The sequence below is a fragment of the Lysinibacillus pakistanensis genome (genome assembly GCF_030123245.1).
Classification (GTDB): Bacteria; Bacillota; Bacilli; order Bacillales_A; family Planococcaceae; genus Lysinibacillus; species Lysinibacillus pakistanensis.
The window spans coordinates 5,127,246-5,148,092 of sequence record NZ_CP126101.1 but is presented as its reverse complement, the minus strand read 5'-3'; the positions used below and the strand labels follow the sequence as shown (position 1 = coordinate 5,148,092).

Sequence of the window (20,847 nt, the reverse complement as noted above, 5' to 3'; positions counted from 1 at the left end):
TTAGATAAAGCCAATAAAGCTTACAAAAAAACTTATATTTAACCCATTGACATTTTTTATTGTGAAAAGTATCATAAATGTCAACGAATCAGAAAATTCAGTACCAATTTAAATCTCACTACTAAAAAAGTAGTTAGAGATTTTTTTAAAAAGTTAATTCTTAGTAAATATATATGTTTTATATAATTTGGGAAGAAGGAGATTTTCTTGAAGGATTTATTTATTAAAACAGCGCAACAAAAGTATTGGCTCGATCAATTGGCTTCTATTGCAGAGCCGATTAGAACAGAGGCTAAAGAGGTAGATGAACAATCTCGCTTTCCATTCGAAGCACATAGACTACTTCTGCAAATCGGCTATCCGAGACTAACTTTACCGAAGGAATTTGGCGGTGAAGGTTTATCAGTTTATGATATGGTACTCATTCAAGAAACATTAGCAAGCTATGACGAGAATGCTTCCCTCTCATTAGGTTGGACACTTGGTGTTGTAGGTGAAATATATGAGACAAAATTATGGGCAGAAGATGCACTGCATTTACTTGCGCCAGAAATAAAAAATGGTGCTATTATCAATCGAGCTGTTAGTGAAGCAGCAACAGGGAGTCCAACACGTGGAGGGCGACCTGGAACAAATGCTATTTCAACGAAACAAGGATGGCTATTGAACGGGCGTAAAATTTTTACAACGGCCTCTCCAGTGCTCGATTATTTCTTAACATCAGCATGGATTGAGGAAAAAAATCAAATTGGCTTCTTCTTGATTCATAAAGATGTGAAAGGTCTCTCCATTGAAGAAAACTGGGAGATGTCTGCAATGCGAGGAACAAGTAGCCATGATTTAGTACTAACTGATGTAGTTGTTCCTAGTAATTACTTAGTAGAATTACCTAGTCATCCTAGCGGTGGCAAAATAAATGGGTGGATTCTACATATTCCTGCAACTTACTTAGGTATTGCGCAGGCAGCCCGTGACTATGCACTGCATTTTGCCAATCATCATCAACCGAATAGCCTAAATGCTCCAATAAGTACTTTACCCAATGTCCAGCAGCTACTAGGCGATATTGAATTAAAGCTACATCAGGCACGCTTTGTACTATACGGTGTAGCAGAGGCTTATGATGATCCAGCAAGACGCGAATTTTTAACAAATGAAATGGCTGTGGCTAAACATACCGTAACGAATTTAGCGATTGACGTTGTAGACAAAGCAATGCGAGTGGTGGGGGCAAAGAGCTTGCAGTTAACAAATCCATTGCAACGCTATTATCGAAATGTTCGTGCTGGTCTGCATAATCCGCCAATGGATGATATGACTATTATTAAGCTTGCAACGGCGGCAATTGAACAGCAAAAAATGAAGGAAAATTAATGGAAAAACCATTGAAAATAAGGAGAAATGACATATGTTTAAACAAAAGAACAAGATTTTCAAATTCGCTGCAATAGGATTGGCTTCACTTGCCATTTTAGTAGGCTGTAATTCAGAAGAGTCCTCATCAGATAAAGGAACGGATGCTGATGGCGTAAAAGTACGTACAGTGAAGGTTGCTTTTGATCAGGCTACTAAGCCAATTAGTTATATAGATGATAAAGGAAATCCGACAGGCTATGATGTTGAAGTGATGAAGCTGGTGGATGAATTATTACCTGAATATAAGTTTGAGTATGTAGGGACAACAAGTGATGATTTATTGATTGGTGTTGAGCAAGGGAAATATCAAGTAGGGGTTAAAAATGCATTCTTTACACAGGAACGTACAGAAAAGTTTATTTTCCCGAAAGAATTTTTAGGATTAAGTAGCGCTGGTTTAGTATTACGAAAAGAAGATGAAGGTATAAAAACATTAGAAGACTTCGCGAAAAAGGGCTATGCATTGGCACCGATTGCTGCGAATAATGCCCAGTATACAATTATTGATGAGTACAACACAGCTCATCCTGACAATAAAGTAAAATTACAGGCTGGAGATGCGTTTACGGTTGATGTTGTGCAATGGGTAAATGAAAAACGTGTGGATGGCGGTGTTATGATTGAAGGTCCGTTTAAGCAACAAGTTTTAGCAGAGGATGGTCCTTACCATAACTTAAAAGATGATGTTGTTTACAATGAATTTGCTGTTATCAAAACATGGCCATTGTTTAATAAAAAGGAACAAGAATTTGCAGATGCATATGATAAAGCTATCGCACAGATTAAAGAGCAGAAGAAAACAAATGAATTAAGCACAAAATTTTACGGACGAGATTTATTTGAAGTGTTAGAAAAAGTGAACCGTTAATAGGCGGTAATTAATGAATTCTCTTCGGAAGAGAAGGTGTTAGCAGCTGCTACTATCAATAAAAGGCTGTTGAGTCAGTATACTCAGCAGTCTTTATTCATACAAAGAAAAATTTACTACGCTATAATTAGATATTTATAAAAGTTGGTGAGGAAATGGAGAAGTATTTTGATGCATCATACATTTGGAATTCAATCCCTGTATTATTGCCCTTTTTAAAAGTGACATTTTTAGTTGCAGGATCTTCCATTGTATTAGGCACAATATTAGGCTTACTATTAGCGGCTGCAAAGTTAAGCTCAGTAAAATCATTACAAAAATTAGCGAATCTATATACAACAATTATGCGTTGTACACCATCAATTGTCCTATTATTTCTTGTCTATTATGGTGTACCAGCATTAGCAGAAAATGTTGGCATAAATCTGCATTCGATTGAAACGGCTATTTTTGTTGTTGTGACATTTACGTTGCAGTTCGCTGCAATTATGTCAGAAGTGATACGTTCCGCATATTTAGCAATTCCTAAAGGTCAATTTGAAGCAGCTGTTAGTGTAGGATTAACGCCAATTCAAGCCTATCGACGTATTATTTTCCCCCAAGCACTTGTTGTTGCCTTACCAAACTTTGGGAACGGTATGATTGCGTTATTACAGGAGGGGGCACTTGCTTATACGATTGGCTTAATTGACATTGTTGGGAAGGCAAATTTAATTATCGCTAGTAATATAAATGCACATGCATTAGAGATATATATTGCTTTAGCCATTGTTTATTGGGTGCTTTCAATTATTATTGAAAAATTCTTTGCTATGCTGGAAAAGTTTTTTGGCAAAGGGAAAAAGACATTAGAAACAACATAGGGAGGGGAAGCCATGAATTATCAATTTTTACTTGAAACCTTTTTTGTAGCATTATCAGGTGTTCCTATTGCACTCCTTGTAACCGTTGTTGCGTTGCTTGTTGCTTTGCCACTTGGTTTTTTACTGGCATTAACACGGATTAATAAAATTCCAGTTATTCATCATTTAGCAAAGATTTATGTTTCCTTTGTCAGAGGAACACCCATAATTATTCAAATTTTTATTATGTATAGTAGCATTCCGTTAATGCTAAAAATTATTTTTGAAAAATACAATATAAGCTATGATATTTATAAAATCAATCCTATTTGGTATGCATTTATTGTCTTTGCCTTTAGTACAACGGCTATTTTAATTGAGGTATTTCGTTCTGCTTTAAGTACGATTGAAAAAGGCCAGTTGGAGGCAGCGCATGCAACAGGCTTAACGACATTTCAGGCCTATCGCCGAATAATTATTCCACAAGCCTTAGTGGTGGCTATGCCAAATATTTGTACAGCTACTGTTAATCTTATTAAAGCGACATCTTTAGGCTATGCTATGTCCTTACCTGAAATCACATTGAAGGCTAAGGTAGCTGCCAATGTTGGTTACAATTATGTAGAAGCATATATTGATATTTTCATTGTCTACTTAATTTTATGTAGTACCGTTGAATTTCTCTTTAAACGATATGAGAAGCATTTAAGTAAATTTAAAGCAGCAAATGCCTGAGGGGTGATGAAGCATGTTAGAGATTAAAAATATCCATAAATCATTTGGTAATAATGAAATTTTAAAGGGCGTCGATTTAGCCATTGATAAAGGTGATGTTGTTGTTATTTTAGGTCCCAGTGGTTCAGGGAAAACAACCTTATTACGATGCATTAACTTTTTAGAAAATGCTGATCAAGGACATGCAACATTTGGAGATATTCAAGTCGATTTTCAACATGTAAAGAAAAAAGACGTACATGCAATTCGTCAGCGTGTAGCATTTGTCTTTCAAAACTACAATCTCTTCACTAATAAAACGGCCTTAGAAAACGTGACAGAGGGCCTTATCATTGGTCGAAAGGTACCGAAAGCACAGGCAATTGAGATTGGTAAGAAGGCACTTGATAAAGTAGGGCTTTCGGAAAAGTATGATGCCTATCCAAGTCAGTTGTCTGGAGGTCAACAGCAACGAGTTGGGATCGCACGAGCAGTGGCGTTAAATCCAGATATTATTTTATTTGATGAACCAACCTCTGCACTCGATCCAGAGTTAGTCGGTGAGGTACTACAGGTCATGAAAAACATAGCAGCTGAGGGTACAACGATGCTTGTTGTCACACATGAAATGGGCTTTGCAAAGGATGTAGCCAATCGAGTAATATTTATGGATGGTGGAGTCGTTGTAGAGGAAGGAAGTCCACATGATATATTTGTGAATCCAAAAGAAGAGCGGACCAAAAAATTCCTTAAACGTGTTATTCCAGAAGACTACACATTCTATATATAAAAATAATAGGAGAATCTGTTCTTTACAGATTCTCCTCATGTTGTTGAAATACTATTATGTCAATGAAATCAAGGTGACAAATTAAAAATATAACCCTTTTTCAAGACGAGGGGTTGATTTCCGTTCTGACTGAGTGCTTTGTAGCTGTCGCTTTGCTTTCGCTACAGAAAACATTTGCCGCTGACGCTTCGCTTTCGCGCAGAGCAGAGCTTCCTGGGGGCGTCCGATGAGCCGCTTCACTCGCGTTCCAGGGTCTCATCTGTGACGCTGAATCCCCGAGGAATCACTCAGTCTACACTCCAATCAACCACTGCTCATAGTATTTTCGTTGACATTTCACATAAATGTATAGTGATAAATTTAAGTCTTAACCATCACTATTTTTCGTAAAAAATGAAGCTGATAACATTTTTCTATGCGAAAGCAGTACGACAGCAGTAAGAGGCTTTATGTTTAGTTATAAAGTATTTTTATGCACAAAATGTAGGTTGACAACTATAGGATTGTACCACTATTCTATCTATTTAATGATAGTAAGTAATATGCTTTTACTTTACTTTTAAGGGAAGAAAATATTTAAAGTTCTACACTATTGCTGATTGGAGTGGAAGGCTACTCGACTCCCGTGGGATAGCGAGACAGACGAGACCCTGCACGGAGCGTCAGCGCAGGAAGCGGCTCGTCGCTCGCCCACTGGAAAGCGAGTAGCCTGGAATGGAAAACACCTTCATTTTGACTAAATATTCACAAAGAGTCCCTTGACCATTTAGTTTTTCAACACTATGAGGAGAATCTGTTCTTTACAGATTCTCCTGTGTCCTATTATTGTAGAAAATACGTTAATTTGTTGATGGCATAAATGTGTAACTCATGCATAGCTCTCGTGCAGGCCGTATAGAAATAGTTACGTTCGTTTTCTCTTGAGTAATTAGCTGAAGATGCATTATAGATAAGAACTGCATCAAATTCGATACCTTTTGCCATATATGCTGGCAGTAATAATATACCCTTTTTAAATTGCTTGGTATTGTGGTTAATCAGTTGAATATCTACTTGAGTGCTTAATTGCTCATAAACAGCAGAGCATTCAGCTGCAGTTTTACAAATAACAGCAATGGTTTCAAATTTGGTAGATAGATCGTTGATGCTTTGGATAATTTGCTCAGTTAATGCCAATTCATTCGGCACAATAGTAATCGATGGTTCTGGACCATTTCGGTTAAATGCCTCTACTTCACTACCATCGTTTAAAATCTTGGCAGTGAGTTGAATGATTTGCTTTGTCGAACGATAGCTTTTCGTTAAAATCATTTTTTCTGCCTGTTCCCCATATAATTGAGGGTCAAGCAGTGAAGGATTACTAAAGGTATGCGGATGAATCGTTTGATGTCCATCTCCTAAAATGGTCATATGTGCCTTTGGAAATAACTGCTGTAAAACCGTTAATTGAAATGGCGAATAATCTTGGGCTTCGTCAATCAATACATGACGGATCATCGTATTTGTCTGTTGCCCCTCGATTTTGTCCTGTAAATATAAAAATGGTGCTACATCCTCATAGGCAATCAGACGTTTTGCTAAATTAGGGAGTGTTTGCTGGCAAATATCCTCCCAATTGTCTGGCATAAGGTGCTGTAATTCTTTATGAATGGGACTATTCAGATCAAAGAGTTGTCGATACATGCCTAATATATGGACAAACCTTAACTGATTAACGGAGCTGCGTAATGGTTTAAAGTGTTTTTTGACAATTTGTCTTGCTAATTTTTTGCGTTCTTGATCAAAATCATCGAAAGAGTTTTCTGTATAGCGTCCCTCATATAAAAGCTCCTTGTAAGACTGGGAGTAGTCCTCCTTGTCTAATAGTTCAGCCTCTTGTTCTACCCATTCCTTTCTACGTTCATCCCTTTCAAATTTCGTTAATTGCTGCAATAACCATTCTTTCACTAATTGTAGGCGATCAGGTATTGACATTGAGAAAGGGAAAGAATAGAAGTATTCTGTAATTGCTTGGGCTGGAATAATTCGTTCTCCACGAAAAACAATATTTTTAAATAATAAACCTTTGCTCGATAAATAGCTTACATATTGATCCATTAATTGTTTGTAGTGAAGACTCGCTTTAAAAGAAATAGCGCTTAATTTTGTTCGATAATGAGTGTCATTCTTTTCTGTTAAAAGATCTTCAAGCTGCTCATAAGGATATTCTAATTGGAACTGTCGACCTAAACGTTTCTCAGCATACTCAATGAACGTTAATTGCTGCATGTTGTCCTCACCTAAATCAGGTAAGACCGTATGGACATATTGATTAAAAAGTTGATTAGGTGTAATCAGTAAAATTTGATCTGCAGTCATTTCATTGCGATAACGATACAATAGATAGGCTACTCGTTGTAAAGCAACAGCTGTTTTACCACTACCCGCAACACCCTCTACGATGAGATAGCGTGAGTGAACATGTCGAATAATCTTATTTTGTTCAGCTTGAATCGTTGCAACGATACTACGAATATGTTCGTTTGCATTTTGCGCAAGAATATCAAGTAATAAGTCATCACCAATGGTAAGACCAGTATTAAACATGGATTGTAGCTGCCCATTTTTAATTATAAATTGTCGTTTTAGTAACATTTCACCATGAATTTCTTCACCTAATGTTTCGTAGGTTGCATCGCCAGGTGTGTAATCATAGTACATACTCGATATAGGTGCACGCCAATCATAAATAACTATATTGTCATCCTGTTCGTCCAATAATGTGGCTACACCTATATAAATTTTTAAAGGATCTTGGTGCCCATTTTGTAAAAAGTCAATACGAGCAAAATAGGGTGATTGTTGTAAACGTTCGTATACCTTTACGTTACGAATTGCACGTTGCTGTGCAAGCTCTGAGTCAGATAGAAGCTCTACCTGTTGCTTAATCGCAAAAAAGGTTTCGTCAACATCTTCAGCAGTATCTAAATTAACCCTGACATCGTTCCAAAAAGATTTCTTCAGGGCGACAGCATTTTCTTTGAAGCCTTTTTCTTTACGAAGTAATTCGCTTTTTTTGTAATCAATGAGATTTAAACTATGCTCAAGGTAATGCTTTTCTTCTAGCCATTCATTTTGATTTTCCAACGTTTACTCACATTCCTCTCCATATTTTTCTCTTCCTGCGGCAGTAATCCTCACCTATAAAGATGGTGAAAATGAAGGTAATTGTGATTCTCTATAAATGGTTGTCCAAACACCTTTATCCCAAGGGGAATAGTAGGGTGATTGAATCAGGAAATTTATCATACATCTACTTCGCAAAGAAGTATAGTCTAGTAATTTTTGTAAATTTATGATACAATAACAGTGTAAGGTAATAAAATATTAATACACATAGACTGCTCTACAAAAAGGTGGAGCAGTCTTTTTTATATGTACTATCCTGACACAATATGACTGATTACAATAAATTATTGTTAAAATTAATAGTATCCATACCTAAAGAATTTGACACGATACACGATATAGAATCTTGAAGGGAGGTGAAAAGGATGAAGGTAATCTTTACAGTGGGGTTGCCTGGGAGTGGAAAAAGTACATTTGTGAAACAGCTAGCAATAAGCGAAAATGCAGTCATTCTTTCGAGTGATGCAATACGTCAGGAATTGTTTGGCGATGCAACGAAGCAAAAATCACGTGTAGTCTTTCGTACATTATATGAGCGTTTAAATAATTTAGTGGCAAAAGGTTTTTCTGTCATAGTTGATGCCACAAATATTGAAAGGGACCGCAGGGTGTTTGCACTTCGTAAATTACCAAGCAATATTAAGAAGGAATGCTATTACTTTGATACACCTTATTCAATTTGTGTAGCTAGAAACCAACAACGGAAGCGGCATGTACCATTATTGGTGATGGAAAAAATGAGAAAGCATTTAGAATTCCCAACAGTAGGAGAAGGATTTGATGTAGTGCATATTGTACATGATTCAAGTCCCTATGAAATTTCTCAACAGCAATTTATTGCACTCATTCAGAGCCAGCCCACTTATGAAGAGCTTTTTCAAACACTTCGATCAATCCCACTTTTTAAAGAAATTTATCAATTCGATCAAGAAAACCCATTCCATCAATTTTTACTATGTCAGCATACGTATTTCGTATTTGCCTATATCAATGAATACTATATGGAAAGCGACAAATTGGCATTACAAATAGCTGCATTGTTTCATGATGTCGGTAAGCCATTTTGTAAAAAATATAAACCATTGCAACAACGATATGGCTATTTTGGACATGAAAATGTATCTGCTCAACTGGTTTGTCATTTTTTATTAGAGTTGGGCTTTGAGGAGAACTTTGTTTTAAAGGTCGTTTATTTAGTGCAATTCCATATGTTAATACAGTATGGGGGCGATAGAGGTGGCAGTGAAATTTATCATCTATTAGATGGTGATTTATTAACGAGGCTTTACTTTTTCCGTGAGGCAGATCAATTTGCTAAATAAATAATAGGGAAAGGAAGTGATGATATGTCGAAATTAAAAAAATACCCAAGAAGCTTTCATTTACCTTGGAGCAGGGGCTATACCCATGATGATAAAGTTGCTAAAAACGTGAATCACTTTTTAGGAAAAGAAGTGGTTGTCACTGAAAAATTAGATGGGGAAGGCACAACCCTATACAGAGACTATATGCATGCTAGAAGTATCAATTCAGCCAACCATCCCTCTAGACATTGGGTAAAAACATTTCACGCGAGTTTTGCGTATAGGATTCCAAATGATTGGCGATTATGTGGAGAAAATGTTTACGCCAAGCATTCCATTTATTATCAAGCGTTAACAAGCTACTTTTATTTGTTTAGTATTTGGAATGAAGATAATATTTGTTTGAGCTGGGATGAGACGATTGCCTTTGCCGCTGAGTTAGGTATTGAAACGGTACCTGTTTTATATCGAGGGATTTTCGATGAAGAAAAAATAAAACGTACATTTACGGGTATATCACTGTTTGATGGTGAACAAGAGGGGTATGTCATTAGAAATGCTGGTTCATTCCATTACGATGATTTCCAATCCAATTTGGGGAAATTTGTCAGAATGGATCATGTTCAAACAAGCGAGCATTGGTTACAAGAAGAAGTCATTCCTAATCGTTTAAAATAAAACCTTATGTAGGAGAAATGTGATTTCAAACTAGTAAAAAGGGACTGAGAAAAATGTAATACTACATCAATCAATCAAAAATTATATATTATGAGGAAGAATGCAAGGGCTGCATATCCCTATAGAAAAGGGGTTACGGGTTCGATTCCTGTTATCCTCACTTAATAAAATGTTAACGTGTTATTAAAAGGTCTCCTTATAAACTTGGAGGTACTGATAAAGTCGATTTGCCACAAAAAATGTGATGCAAATCGACTTTTTTAAATTTTTATTGCCCTATAACCCTTGAAGTGGTTTTTCTATGGGGAGAAGCCAACTTAGTAGAAGAATAATAATTTTATTGTACAGAATTATCTAAAAATATTGACATTTTAATTTTTGTTTTTTATTCTTGTTTATAAAGTTTCCATTAAACAGAATACTTTTCCGTTTGGTGGAAAATCAGGTGGTGATAGCTACAATAAATAGTTTGAATTAGGGTATATATTGTAAATGTCTCAAACGCAATTGGAAAGCTTTCTATACTACATTTTTTCGTTAGGGGTGAAGTGCATGGCGAACCAGCACCAAGAAAAAGAGGTAGAAGTGTCACGAATAAAGGGGATTAATGCGTTTGTTTTAATGTTTATCATCATTATCACGATGACAATACTAACATACGTTTTGCCAGCAGGTCAGTATGATCGGATAGAGAGTAACGGGAGAATGGTTGTAGATCCGGAATCATTTCACTATATCGAGTCAAATCCTGTTGGTTTTCTTGAAATGTTTAATAGTGTTCATTTAGGAATGCTTGAAGGTGCATCTATTATTTTATTTGTTTTTTTATTTGGTGGAGCGCTAGGGATAATGCAAAAAACAGGAGCCATTGATTCATTTATTAAAGTAATGGCTTGTAAATTTGGGAAGCAGGAGTATGTATTAATACCAATTCTTGTTTTAATTTTTGCTAGTTTAGGAACTTTAATAGGTTCGGCTGAAGATACACTTGTTTATATTGCGATCGTTATTCCATTAACAATGGCATTAGGAATGGATGCTATTACAGGGTTTGCGATAGTGATACTAGGAACTTTAGCTACTGGCTTTACATCAGGAATTACGAATCCGTTTAATATTGGCGTTGCTCAAACGATAGCTGAATTACCAATGTATTCGGGAATGTCCTATCGGATTATCGTTTTCTGTGTTTTTTATATTTTGACAGTTCTTTATATATATAGGCATGCAAAGAAAGTAAAAAATGATCCGTCTAAAGGGATTTATGGGAAATTTAAACGAGAAGATAGTATTAAAATAGATTTAGACTTTAAGATGAGTACTAGTCATTTACTAGCGTTACTCGTTCTATTAGGAAACTTTATTGCTTTAATTGTTGGGGTTATAAAATTTCAATGGTACATTAGTGAAATTGGCGGGATTTTTCTATTAAGCAGTATTATTATGTCTGTGATTTGTAGGATTAGTCCAAATAAAATGGCTGAAGGATTTATTTCTGGTGCACGCGATATGGTTGAGGGAGCTTTAATCATAGGCTTTGCTCAAACGATTTTAGTCATTACAACTGCAGGAGGACTAATTGATACAATTCTTTATTTTGTAGCGAATGCAGTAAGTGTATTACCTGCTTCTATTAACGCAGTTGGGATGTTTTTGCTTCAACTTTGTTTGAACTTCTTAGTACCATCTGGAAGCGGACAAGCAGCTTTAACGATGCCTATTATGACGCCCTTAGCAGATTTAATTGGTGTGACAAGGCAAACAGCCGTATTGGCTTTCCAGTTTGGTGATGGTATCTCCAATATGATTATTCCAACAAGTGGTATTTTATTAGCAGGATTGGCTATTTCAGGTATCCCATTCTCCCAATGGGTTAAATGGGTTTTCCCATATTTCCTTATTCAGACAGGTTTGGCGATTGTTTTATTAGTTATTGCACATGTCATGAACTATGGACCGTTTTAACAAATTGAATAAAAATTGATAGAGAGAAGGGAATATACTATGGTTGGAACAGACGTTTTGAAGCAACAGGTTATTAAATGGCGACAGCATTTACATATGTATCCGGAATTATCATATCAAGAACATAAAACGGCACAATTTATTTATAATCAGTTAAAAACATTCCCACATTTAGACGTTAAACGCCTTACAGAAACTAGTGTATGTGCATTTTTAAGAGGAACTAAAACGGAAGGTAATGGTCATACAATTTTATTACGAGCAGATATTGATGCATTACCGATTGAGGAAGAGACTGATCTCTCATTTAAATCACAAAATTCCGGGGTGATGCATGCATGTGGTCATGATGCACATCCGGCAATGTTACTGGGGGCGGCTAAAGTATTAGCTGAACGTGGGACAGATTTTAATGGAGAAATTCGATTTGTCTTCCAGCACGCTGAGGAGGTTACTCCAGGTGGTGCCGCACAGCTTGTATCTTTAGGTATTGCAGATAATGTAGATTTTGCTTTTGCACTACATGTAAGTCCTGATTATGAAGTGGGGCAATTTGCAATAAAAGATGGTAAGTTTACTGCAGCAGCAGATGATTTTGAAATTAAGATATATGGACGTGGTGGTCACGCCTCTACACCTGAGGTTTCAATTGATCCTTTATTAATTGGCTCAGAAATTGTTATGGCATTGCAAACAATTGTATCTAGAAAAGTACCGAGCATTCATGCCCCTGTTTTAACGGTTGCTAAATTTCACTGTGGTACAGCATTAAATATCATTGCTGACACAGCTGAGCTTGGTGGAACGATTCGCTCTCTAGATGCTAAAGTTCGGGTGGAAGCACGTGAACATTTAGAGAAAATCGTTCATAGTATTGCTTACATGCACGGAGCAACAGTAGAAATTAAATGGGAGCTGGGTTGTCCCTCGGTTACGAACGATAAAGAGCTAACGGCATTATCTCGCAGAGTAGCTAGTGATATTGTCGGAGAGACAGGGGTTAAAGAATTGCCTGCACCAATGTTTGGAACAGAGGATTTCGCAGATTTTTCAGAGATTGTCCCTTCTTCTATGCAATTTATAGGCGTACATAACGTAGATTTTGGAGAAGCTTTCCCACTACATCATCCGCGCTTTAGAATTGATGAAGACGCACTTATTTATGGTGTCCGCTATTTTGAAAATATAGCACGTACGCTTTGTCCTTAAAAAATGAACTCCCAAATGAAGAGGGCACTGAAAAAGTCGATTTGCCACAAAAAATGTGGTGCAAATCGACTTTTTCAAGTTTTTAGTCTAACAAAAGTTTATGTGGCTTTGGCTAATTATTTTTCTTCCTGTAGGAATATTTCTAGAGTGGAAGCGGGGAAGGCTTACCAAAATGAAACGAACTATAGCTACCGTAATAGCTACTACCTATTTTGTCTTCCCAATAATTATTGTTATGGCAACAACGTTACCCCTTTATAATAACCATGAAGAATTTATAGAGGCATTCAATAAAGAAGTAAAAAAACTAGATTTGTCTAAATCACTAGAAAATATAAAAAAGGAAGAAGAAACGATTACATCGAAGTTGGATAAGGATATTACTTTAATTGAAAATATTGATGAAAAAGGTGCAGTACATGAGTTGGTAATGGTGGGGAAAGGAGAAGGTATGGATATTATACTTTCTATGGGATTGTTAATTGGTATGACAAATCCCAACTTAAATCAAAGCCAAGTTGGGGCTGTTTTAAAAGAATTACGTTTATTTGACGAAAGTTATCAATATCAAAAAAATGAAACAACAGTAGAGAAAAATACGATTCGTTATAATTTAAAGTATGATCAATCTGTTGGTGTCATCTTTAGTATTTCAAAAGTAAATTAAAAAAGTGCGAGCAACCACTCGCACTTTTTTAATAATACTATTTTGTATAATTATCAAAATAACCTTGAATATAAATCATTGGTGTTCCTTTATCACCTGAACCAGAAGTTAGGTCAGAAAGAGAACCGATTAAATCCGTTAAACGACGTGGTGTTGTCCCTTGAGCCGCCATTTGACCAGTTAGATCCTCATCTTTATTTTGAATATACTCAGAAATCGCCGCTTTTAATTCATCACCACGAAGGTCTGCAAAATCATTATCAGCTAAATATTTAAGTTTCACTTCATTTGGAGTTCCATCTAAACCAGCAGTGTAGGCTGGTGAGACTACAGGGTCAGCCAATTCCCAGATTTTACCCACAGGATCTTTAAATGCACCATCACCATAAATCATGACCTCAACTGTTTTACCTGTAGCCTCTTTAAGCTTAGCTTGGATACCATCAACAATTGGCTGGCAAGTATGTGGGAATAATTTCACACTATCTTCAGTGGCTTTGTTTGAACCAAGTAATCCATATTCTGCATTGAAGCCTGAACCGTTAATAGATGCTGATAAGATATTATCAAGGCTGTATACTTTTTCAGCCCCATTTGCTGTTAGAATACGTTTTGTGCGTAAGCGTGTATGAATATCACAAGTTAAGACACTCTTCGTATAGTCCAAAATTGTTTTTGGATTATTTGAAAAGATAACTTCACAAGAAGCACCCTCAGCTTCGATTATTTCCTTATAGTATTCAATATAATCTACACCTGTAAATGTGTGTTTTTTATAGCCGAAATGCTCGCGGAATTCAGCTTCATTTAACGTATCTGTCCAAGGGTTAATTCCTTTTACATCTAGCTCGTCGATATCAACTAGGTGATTACCAACCTCATCAGATGGATAACTTAACATAAGAACGACTTTTTTTACGCCTTTAGCAATACCACGTAAGCAGTTTGCGAAACGGTTACGGCTAAGAATTGGGAAAATAACACCAACAGTATCATCACCAAACTTAGTAGCAACATCTGCTGCGATATCGTCGATTGATGCATAGTTTCCTTGTGCGCGTGCTACGACAGACTCTGTTACTGTGACAATGTCTCGATCTTCAATTGAGTAGCCTTCAATCTGAGCGGCATTTAATACCGTATCAACAACGATTTGTTCAATATCATCGCCTTCGTTAATAATTGGACCACGAAGACCTCTTACAACTGTACCAACTACACGTTCCAAAATAATCTCTCCTCATTAATAGGTAAAATAATTTGTATAAATAATAATCAATATAATTTTACTATACGCCCCTTTAATGATATAAGTAAAATTAATAGTTCATATAATAGCTATAAGGAGTGCTTATATGATAGGGAAGTTAGATTTATATCGCGTTTTTAGTGTTGTTGCTAAAAATAATAGCTTTTCAAGAGCTGCTAGGGATTTATATATGACACAGCCTGCGGTTAGCCAAGCCATGATGCAATTAGAAAAGGAACTGGGTACACGTCTCTTTAATCGCACACCTAAAGGGGTAACACTAACAACTGAGGGTAGTCTTTTATTCGAATATACGAATTCAGCATTAGGTCTTTTAGATGCCGGAGAGGAAAAGCTACTGGAATTTAAAAATTTAACAACTGGTCAATTAAAAATTGGTGTAGGAGATACGATTTCTCGCTTTTTTTTAATGCCATATTTAGAGGCGTTTCATACCATGTATCCCAACATAAAATTACAAATGTTAAATGGAACGACATCTGAAATTTGTAATTTTATTAAGTCTGGTGAGGTGGATATAGGACTTTGTAATTTTCCAATAGAGGATGCGACATTACAGTTAACCGTATGTACAGAGGTTCAAGATATTTTTGTGTGTGGTGAGAAATATCGAACATTGATGTCAAAAAAATTAAGCTTTGAGGATCTTTTAAAATTTCCCCTTGTTTTTTTAGAGAAAAAATCAAATTCTAGAAAATATGTAGAAGATTATTTATTTGCGAGAGGGATTCATATAGAACCTGAGTTTGAGCTAGGATCACATGATCTTGTGCTAGAATTCGCACGTAGTAATTTAGGCATTGCCTGTGTAACAAAGGAATTTTCTAAGGATTATTTGCAACGAGGACTTTTATATGAGTTAACATTAACAGAACAAATACCAGCACGTAGTATAGGCATGTGTTATTTAAAGAGTGTTCCACTTTCAAGGGCGGCAGCGAAATTTGTAGATATTATTGAGCAAAAGCAGGAGCGCAAACGTCTAAATCCAAGGAATATTAAGTAAGCTTAGCGACTAGTAGCACGCTAAGCTTTTTTGAGTATAGCTTCCATAAGTGTGTCAGCATTACGCTTATTTTTCATCGTGGGTGAGTATAGATATGAAAATGTTCGCATAAAATGCTGCTCCCCTAAATGTAAAATTTTGATATCCCCACTCTTTAATTCGCGCTGAATTACACTTGCCGATAGCAATGAAAGTCCAAGACCCTGTATAACGCTCTCCTTGACACCTTGATTACTGCTAACTGTAAGAAGTGAACGTACCTGAAGCCCATTTGCTCTAAATAAATGGTCTAAATAGTAGCGTGTACCTGAGCCTTCTTCACGCGCAACCCAGTTCTGCTGCTGCAGGTCTTCAACAGTAATGGTAGACTCCTTTGTAAGAGGATGATTACTGGCACAAACAATAAATAATTCATCCTGCATAAATGGTTTAATAATAAGTTCATGATCGTGTGCCTGCCCCTCAATAAGACCAATATCAACCTGTAATAACTTTGTATACTGTATGATTTCTTTTGTATTACCAATAATAATTTGAAGCTCCAGCTGAGGAAACTGCTGTTGCAGGCTAGCTATGATGGGAGGCAGGATATATTCACCGATTGTAAAGCTTGCACCAATAATAAGTGTACCTTGAATTTCATGGTGATAGGCTAAAATTTCTTCCTTTGCTTGCTCTGTAATGGCCATTATTTGTTTTGCTCGATTATATAAAATTTCTCCAGTCGGTGTGATTTGCACAGATTTTGGTGAACGAATAAATAAAGTGGTTTGCAGTTCCTGTTCTAAATTTTTAATGTGTAAGCTGACACTTGGCTGCGAAATATGGAGTATTTCGGAGGTCTTTGTAAAGTTATTAACCTCGACTAATGTGATAAATGTTTTTAAAGCATCATATTGCATGCGATCACCCCTATCATTAAAAATATTAATAATCGTAATTATATATATATATTTTACTGATGATTAACTTTTTTATAAAGTAAATTCATAAAAGGATGAAAGAAGTGAACATCATGGTGAATGGACAGAATCGATTAAAAAGCTTCCTAGCTCCAGCATTTATCAAGGGGATATTGTTAACACTCCTTATAGCCCTAGCAGCGAAATATATTTCAACATTTCCGTTCTTCTCAATATTGGGTCAGCTTGTCATTGCTATTTTATTAGGAATGGCTTGGAGAGCAGCCTTTAAGGTACAGGATGCTTGGCAGGTTGGTATATCATTTTCTAGTAAAAAGCTATTAAGATTTGGGATTATTTTATTGGGAATGCGCTTGAATTTAGCTGATATTTATCATGCAGGAGTGAGTGTTTTTCTGATTGCATTATTAGATTTAGTATTCGCCTTAGTGATTGTCTACGGTTTAGCAAAGATGTTTCATGTTGAACGAAAACTTGGCATTTTAACGGCTTGTGGGACTGCTATTTGCGGAGCGGCCGCTGTCGTGGCTATTGCTCCTCAAATTAAAGCGAATGAAAAAGAAACAGCGGTGGGGGCAGCGATTGTTGCACTACTTGGCACGTTATTCACATTAATCTATACATTGTTCTATTCATTATTTGGCTTAGCTCCAACCGAATATGGTGTATTTACAGGAGGTACCTTACATGAAATTGCCCATGTGATTGCAGCAGCATCAGCAGGGGGCAATGAAGCTATAGATATGGCAGTTATTGTTAAGCTAACACGAGTGGCTTTACTCGTGCCTGTTGCCATTATTATTGGTATTTTTTATCGAAAAATGGAGAAAGGGCAGGAAAAAGAGCCATTTTCGCTGTCTATCATCCCATGGTTTATTCTTGGATTTTTAGCTATGAGCGCGATTAATTCACTAGGAATAGTTCCTCCTTATGTAGCACAGGCATTTGTTAATATTGCCTATATTTTAATCGGTATGGCTATGGCTGGATTGGGATTAAACGTAGACATAAAAACCTTTAAGCAATTAGGTGTAAAAGCCTTTATTGCAGGACTTATCGGTTCAATTTTCCTATCCATTGTAGGGTATCTTTTAGTTATTTTTATAAAATAATTAAGCAAAAAAAACCTGCATATTTTCGAATATGCAGGGTTTTTTTAGATAGAATCAGAAGATAATTTAATGATAAATTAGCGAGCTGCTTCGATCGAAGACGCTAATTCTGCTATAACGATTTTGCTGCCTATCATTGGACTATTTTCAGGTTTTGCTCCCTCTGAGCCCGATTCTGGACGATGATGGGCAGCTGCGAATGCATCGCTATTACGCCAAGCTTGGAAATGTTCCTTTGATTCCCAGTACATGTTGACGCTCATTTCGTCATAAGCTGGGTCATCAGTTGACACTAATACCTCTACTTTATGAAAACCTTCAAACTGCTGTAGCGGTCCTGGCTTTGTAAAATTCGGTGCCATTTTTGCAGCAAAGCCCGGTTTAACCTGAATACGATTTGTCACAATAATCATGTTTTCTACCCCCCTAATCATTTTTAAGATAAAGATAACCTATTAATTCGAATGAAATTATCAATGATTATCATTCGCAATCAATGATAATTGTCGTAGGAAGACATTGTCAATAGAATAGCAATGTTTATACTATAAAAGGTTAAAGGATATTAAGAATTATGTAAAGTTTATCATCGATATAAAGTGTGTTTAAACGGATTTGTCTGATTGGACTGTGGACACTTAGCTGACATATTCCGATGTTATAATGATAACACGAACAAGCTAGGCACGAGGTGAAGGACATGGCAAAAATATTAATTGTAGAAGATGAATTTGCAATAAGTCAGGTGTTAAAAGCTTATTTAAAAAAGGTTGGCTATGATGTGATGCAATGTTTTAATGGCGGGCAGGCACTGACTGTGTTTCAAGAGTGTCAACCAGATTTAGTGCTACTAGATATTATGTTGCCAGAGAAAAATGGTTGGAGGGTTTTAGAGGAAATAAGAGATACTAGCTCTTGTCCCATCATTATGTTAACGGCATTAGGAGATGTAAATTACCGTTTAGAGGGCTTTGATCAAGGGGCAGATGATTATATTGCTAAACCATTTATAGCAGACGAGGTAGTGGCTAGGGTAAAGGCTGTTCTAAGACGTGCCAAAGGAAATCATTCTGCAGTAGAGAAAAAATTTGGCGGGCTTGAAATAGATACGAAGGCACATCGGGTACTACTGAATGGAGAGGAAATCATTTTAACACCTAGAGATTTATCGGTGCTATTATTTTTGGCTGAGCATCCCAATCAAACATTTACACGGGATCAGTTAATTGAGCAGGTTTGGGGCTGGGAGTATGATGGTAGCGATCGAGCAGTTGATTTAGCGGTGAAGCGACTGCGAAAGGCATTGACAGATTGGGATGAGACAGATGGAGAAATAAAGACATTACGTGGATTGGGGTATCAGCTAAGTGTTCCAAAAAGATAAACGTATATCTTTGCTCAACTACTGGACAAGTCGCTATTTATTGACGCTCTTTGTAGGACTAGCCATTATCTCTTTTATATCCGCCGTATGGATTCGTCATACAACGTTGGAAAATCGATTGGAAATGATGAAATTTTTAGCCGATGAAACAGTATTTCGTCTTACAGATACTACAGGGTCAAATAATGGACCTATCGGCGGGATTCCAGGTTTTATTGGTAACCGAGAACGATTTAGCATGAGAGAAATTGATCCTATTTTATATGTTGCTGACGTAGAAGGCAATGTCTTGACAAGTAATCGACCAATTCCTCCGGGCAGTGCAAAAAATGTCGCACATTTGCTTGAGGGTGAAGAAGGTACTAAAAAAATAATCGAAATGAATAAAGGACAAGAGACAGTTCAATATGTTGTAAAACGAAAAGTCGAAAGTAATCAAAAGCTAGTTGGCTGGGTGCTTGTGCTTGAGAAAAAAGAAAACTTAACGAAAGTAAATCAAGCATATGGTCAATTAGCGTTACTGATAGGAGCTCTTGCCTTATTAGGGTGGGGAGCTATTTATTTGCTGTCAAGGCGTTTGGCACATCCAATCAAACAGGTAGCCGAAGCCGCGAAGCAAGTGCAAGAGGGTAATTATACAGTCAATTTGCCTGAAAATAATAAGGAAGAGGAAATTTATGAGCTTGTTACATCCTTTAAGGAAATGGCTAATCGTTTAGAGCAATTGGAAAAAACAAGAACGGAACTATTAGCAGGTGTTACACATGAGCTTAAAACACCTGTCACATCAATTAGTGGACTGTTACAAGCAGTGAGGGATGGCGTTGTTACGGGTCAGGATGCTAAAGAATTTATTCAAATGGCATTAGTTGAAACGACAAAAATGAAGACTATGGTGGGCGATTTACTAGCCTTCAATCAATTCGCTGTCGATGCCATTCCGGTCAGACTAGAGACAGTTAATGTTAATCCACTTATACGTGATGCAGTTACACAGTGGGAGGTAATGCAGGAAGAAGAGGCAGTAAAAATCCACATACAATTGCTTGCACAACCCGTCTATGTTCAGGCTGATGTTGTCCGTATGCAGCAAATTATCACAAATTTATTAACGAATGCAAGGCAGGCCATGCAGGAGGGAACCGTCACGATTAGCTTGCTGAAAAAGAATGATTCGGTTTCCATTACTGTGCGAGACACTGGGCATGGTATTCCTCAAGAGGAGCAGGCATTTATTTTTGAACGCTTTTTTAGAGGTGAAAATAAAAAATACACCATTCGAGGACTAGGCTTAGGTTTATCACTTAGTAAAATGATGGCTCAGTCAATTGGTGGCGATTTGCGACTAATAGAAAGCAATTCTTCAGGAACATGCTTTGACCTATCATTGAAAAAAGCTACTACGCTATAAAAGGCGTGGTAGCTTTTTCGTTTGTAAAGATTTTTTGAAGGAAATGTAAAGCTGACATCTGACTGACACATTAAACCTTTATAGTAGGCTTTGTAAACGAGAAGCTAAAAGAAAGGGCGG

18 protein-coding genes and 1 tRNA gene are annotated in these 20,847 nt (G+C 36.6%); 15 read left to right on the top strand and 4 right to left on the bottom strand.

Translation table 11 applies throughout. The features are described from left to right. The first annotated feature begins 207 nt into the window (after positions 1 to 207). The 5 genes from QNH24_RS25700 to QNH24_RS25680 all read left to right on the top strand — a co-directional run bounded on the left by QNH24_RS25700 (position 208) and on the right by QNH24_RS25680 (position 4,630). On the top strand, positions 208 to 1,374 hold the full coding sequence (locus QNH24_RS25700; RefSeq protein WP_283870126.1) for an acyl-CoA dehydrogenase family protein: 1,167 nt from the start codon (positions 208 to 210) through the stop codon (positions 1,372 to 1,374). Between the two features lie 34 nt (positions 1,375 to 1,408). Further along, complete coding sequence (locus QNH24_RS25695; RefSeq protein ID WP_283870125.1) at positions 1,409 to 2,284, top strand: transporter substrate-binding domain-containing protein; 876 nt, start codon at positions 1,409 to 1,411, stop codon at positions 2,282 to 2,284. A gap of 155 nt (positions 2,285 to 2,439) precedes the next feature. Then, positions 2,440 to 3,147, top strand: a complete 708-nt coding sequence (locus tag QNH24_RS25690) for an amino acid ABC transporter permease (RefSeq protein WP_054772438.1) — start codon at positions 2,440 to 2,442, stop codon at positions 3,145 to 3,147. A 12-nt stretch (positions 3,148 to 3,159) separates the two neighbouring features. Beyond that, a complete protein-coding gene (locus tag QNH24_RS25685) occupies positions 3,160 to 3,861 on the top strand; it encodes an amino acid ABC transporter permease (protein ID WP_283870124.1) in 702 nt (233 codons plus the stop codon). Between the two features lie 13 nt (positions 3,862 to 3,874). Continuing rightward, positions 3,875 to 4,630, top strand: coding sequence for an amino acid ABC transporter ATP-binding protein (locus QNH24_RS25680; protein WP_283870123.1), 756 nt, complete (start codon positions 3,875 to 3,877; stop codon positions 4,628 to 4,630). A gap of 822 nt (positions 4,631 to 5,452) precedes the next feature. Here QNH24_RS25680 and helD read toward each other — a convergent pair. Next, positions 5,453 to 7,756 carry an RNA polymerase recycling motor HelD gene (gene helD, locus QNH24_RS25675; protein WP_283870122.1) on the bottom strand — a complete coding sequence of 768 codons (2,304 nt, stop codon included), beginning with the start codon at positions 7,754 to 7,756 and terminating at the stop codon, positions 5,453 to 5,455. A 407-nt stretch (positions 7,757 to 8,163) separates the two neighbouring features. Here helD and QNH24_RS25670 point away from each other — a divergent pair, with 407 nt between their 5' ends. The 6 genes from QNH24_RS25670 (at position 8,164) to QNH24_RS25645 (ending at position 13,621) form a co-directional block, all read left to right on the top strand. After that, positions 8,164 to 9,120, top strand: a complete 957-nt coding sequence (locus tag QNH24_RS25670; protein WP_283870121.1) for an AAA family ATPase — start codon at positions 8,164 to 8,166, stop codon at positions 9,118 to 9,120. 24 nt (positions 9,121 to 9,144) lie between these two features. Continuing rightward, positions 9,145 to 9,780 (top strand): RNA ligase family protein, encoded by a 636-nt coding sequence (locus QNH24_RS25665; protein ID WP_283870120.1) that lies wholly within the window; start codon positions 9,145 to 9,147, stop codon positions 9,778 to 9,780. A gap of 92 nt (positions 9,781 to 9,872) precedes the next feature. Then, positions 9,873 to 9,940 (top strand) — tRNA-Ser (locus QNH24_RS25660). A 392-nt stretch (positions 9,941 to 10,332) separates the two neighbouring features. Then, positions 10,333 to 11,745, top strand: coding sequence for a YfcC family protein (locus tag QNH24_RS25655; protein WP_283870119.1), 1,413 nt, complete (start codon positions 10,333 to 10,335; stop codon positions 11,743 to 11,745). A gap of 39 nt (positions 11,746 to 11,784) precedes the next feature. Further along, positions 11,785 to 12,954 carry a M20 metallopeptidase family protein gene (locus QNH24_RS25650; RefSeq protein ID WP_283870118.1) on the top strand — a complete coding sequence of 390 codons (1,170 nt, stop codon included), beginning with the start codon at positions 11,785 to 11,787 and terminating at the stop codon, positions 12,952 to 12,954. Positions 12,955 to 13,126: 172 nt separating this feature from the next. After that, a complete protein-coding gene (locus QNH24_RS25645) occupies positions 13,127 to 13,621 on the top strand; it encodes a hypothetical protein (protein WP_283870117.1) in 495 nt (164 codons plus the stop codon). A gap of 37 nt (positions 13,622 to 13,658) precedes the next feature. On the opposite strand, the gene QNH24_RS25640 is transcribed toward QNH24_RS25645, so the two are convergent. Then, positions 13,659 to 14,849, bottom strand: coding sequence for a coenzyme F420-0:L-glutamate ligase (locus QNH24_RS25640; RefSeq protein WP_283870116.1), 1,191 nt, complete (start codon positions 14,847 to 14,849; stop codon positions 13,659 to 13,661). A 127-nt stretch (positions 14,850 to 14,976) separates the two neighbouring features. Here QNH24_RS25640 and QNH24_RS25635 point away from each other — a divergent pair, with 127 nt between their 5' ends. Beyond that, positions 14,977 to 15,897 (top strand): LysR family transcriptional regulator, encoded by a 921-nt coding sequence (locus QNH24_RS25635; RefSeq protein WP_283870115.1) that lies wholly within the window; start codon positions 14,977 to 14,979, stop codon positions 15,895 to 15,897. Between the two features lie 20 nt (positions 15,898 to 15,917). Here QNH24_RS25635 and QNH24_RS25630 read toward each other — a convergent pair whose 3' ends face one another. Then, positions 15,918 to 16,799 carry a LysR family transcriptional regulator gene (locus tag QNH24_RS25630; RefSeq protein ID WP_283870114.1) on the bottom strand — a complete coding sequence of 294 codons (882 nt, stop codon included), beginning with the start codon at positions 16,797 to 16,799 and terminating at the stop codon, positions 15,918 to 15,920. Positions 16,800 to 16,912: 113 nt separating this feature from the next. Here QNH24_RS25630 and QNH24_RS25625 point away from each other — a divergent pair, with 113 nt between their 5' ends. Beyond that, on the top strand, positions 16,913 to 17,932 hold the full coding sequence (locus QNH24_RS25625) for a YeiH family protein (protein WP_283872950.1): 1,020 nt from the start codon (positions 16,913 to 16,915) through the stop codon (positions 17,930 to 17,932). A gap of 77 nt (positions 17,933 to 18,009) precedes the next feature. On the opposite strand, the gene QNH24_RS25620 is transcribed toward QNH24_RS25625, so the two are convergent. Next, on the bottom strand, positions 18,010 to 18,345 hold the full coding sequence (locus QNH24_RS25620; protein ID WP_283870113.1) for a heme oxygenase: 336 nt from the start codon (positions 18,343 to 18,345) through the stop codon (positions 18,010 to 18,012). Positions 18,346 to 18,632: 287 nt separating this feature from the next. Between QNH24_RS25620 and QNH24_RS25615 the strand changes: the two genes are divergently transcribed. Next, on the top strand, positions 18,633 to 19,316 hold the full coding sequence (locus QNH24_RS25615) for a response regulator transcription factor (protein ID WP_283870112.1): 684 nt from the start codon (positions 18,633 to 18,635) through the stop codon (positions 19,314 to 19,316). After that, positions 19,300 to 20,727, top strand: coding sequence for a sensor histidine kinase (locus QNH24_RS25610; RefSeq protein WP_283870111.1), 1,428 nt, complete (start codon positions 19,300 to 19,302; stop codon positions 20,725 to 20,727). Before QNH24_RS25615 ends, QNH24_RS25610 begins: the two co-directional genes overlap by 17 nt. Positions 20,728 to 20,847 lie beyond the last annotated feature (120 nt).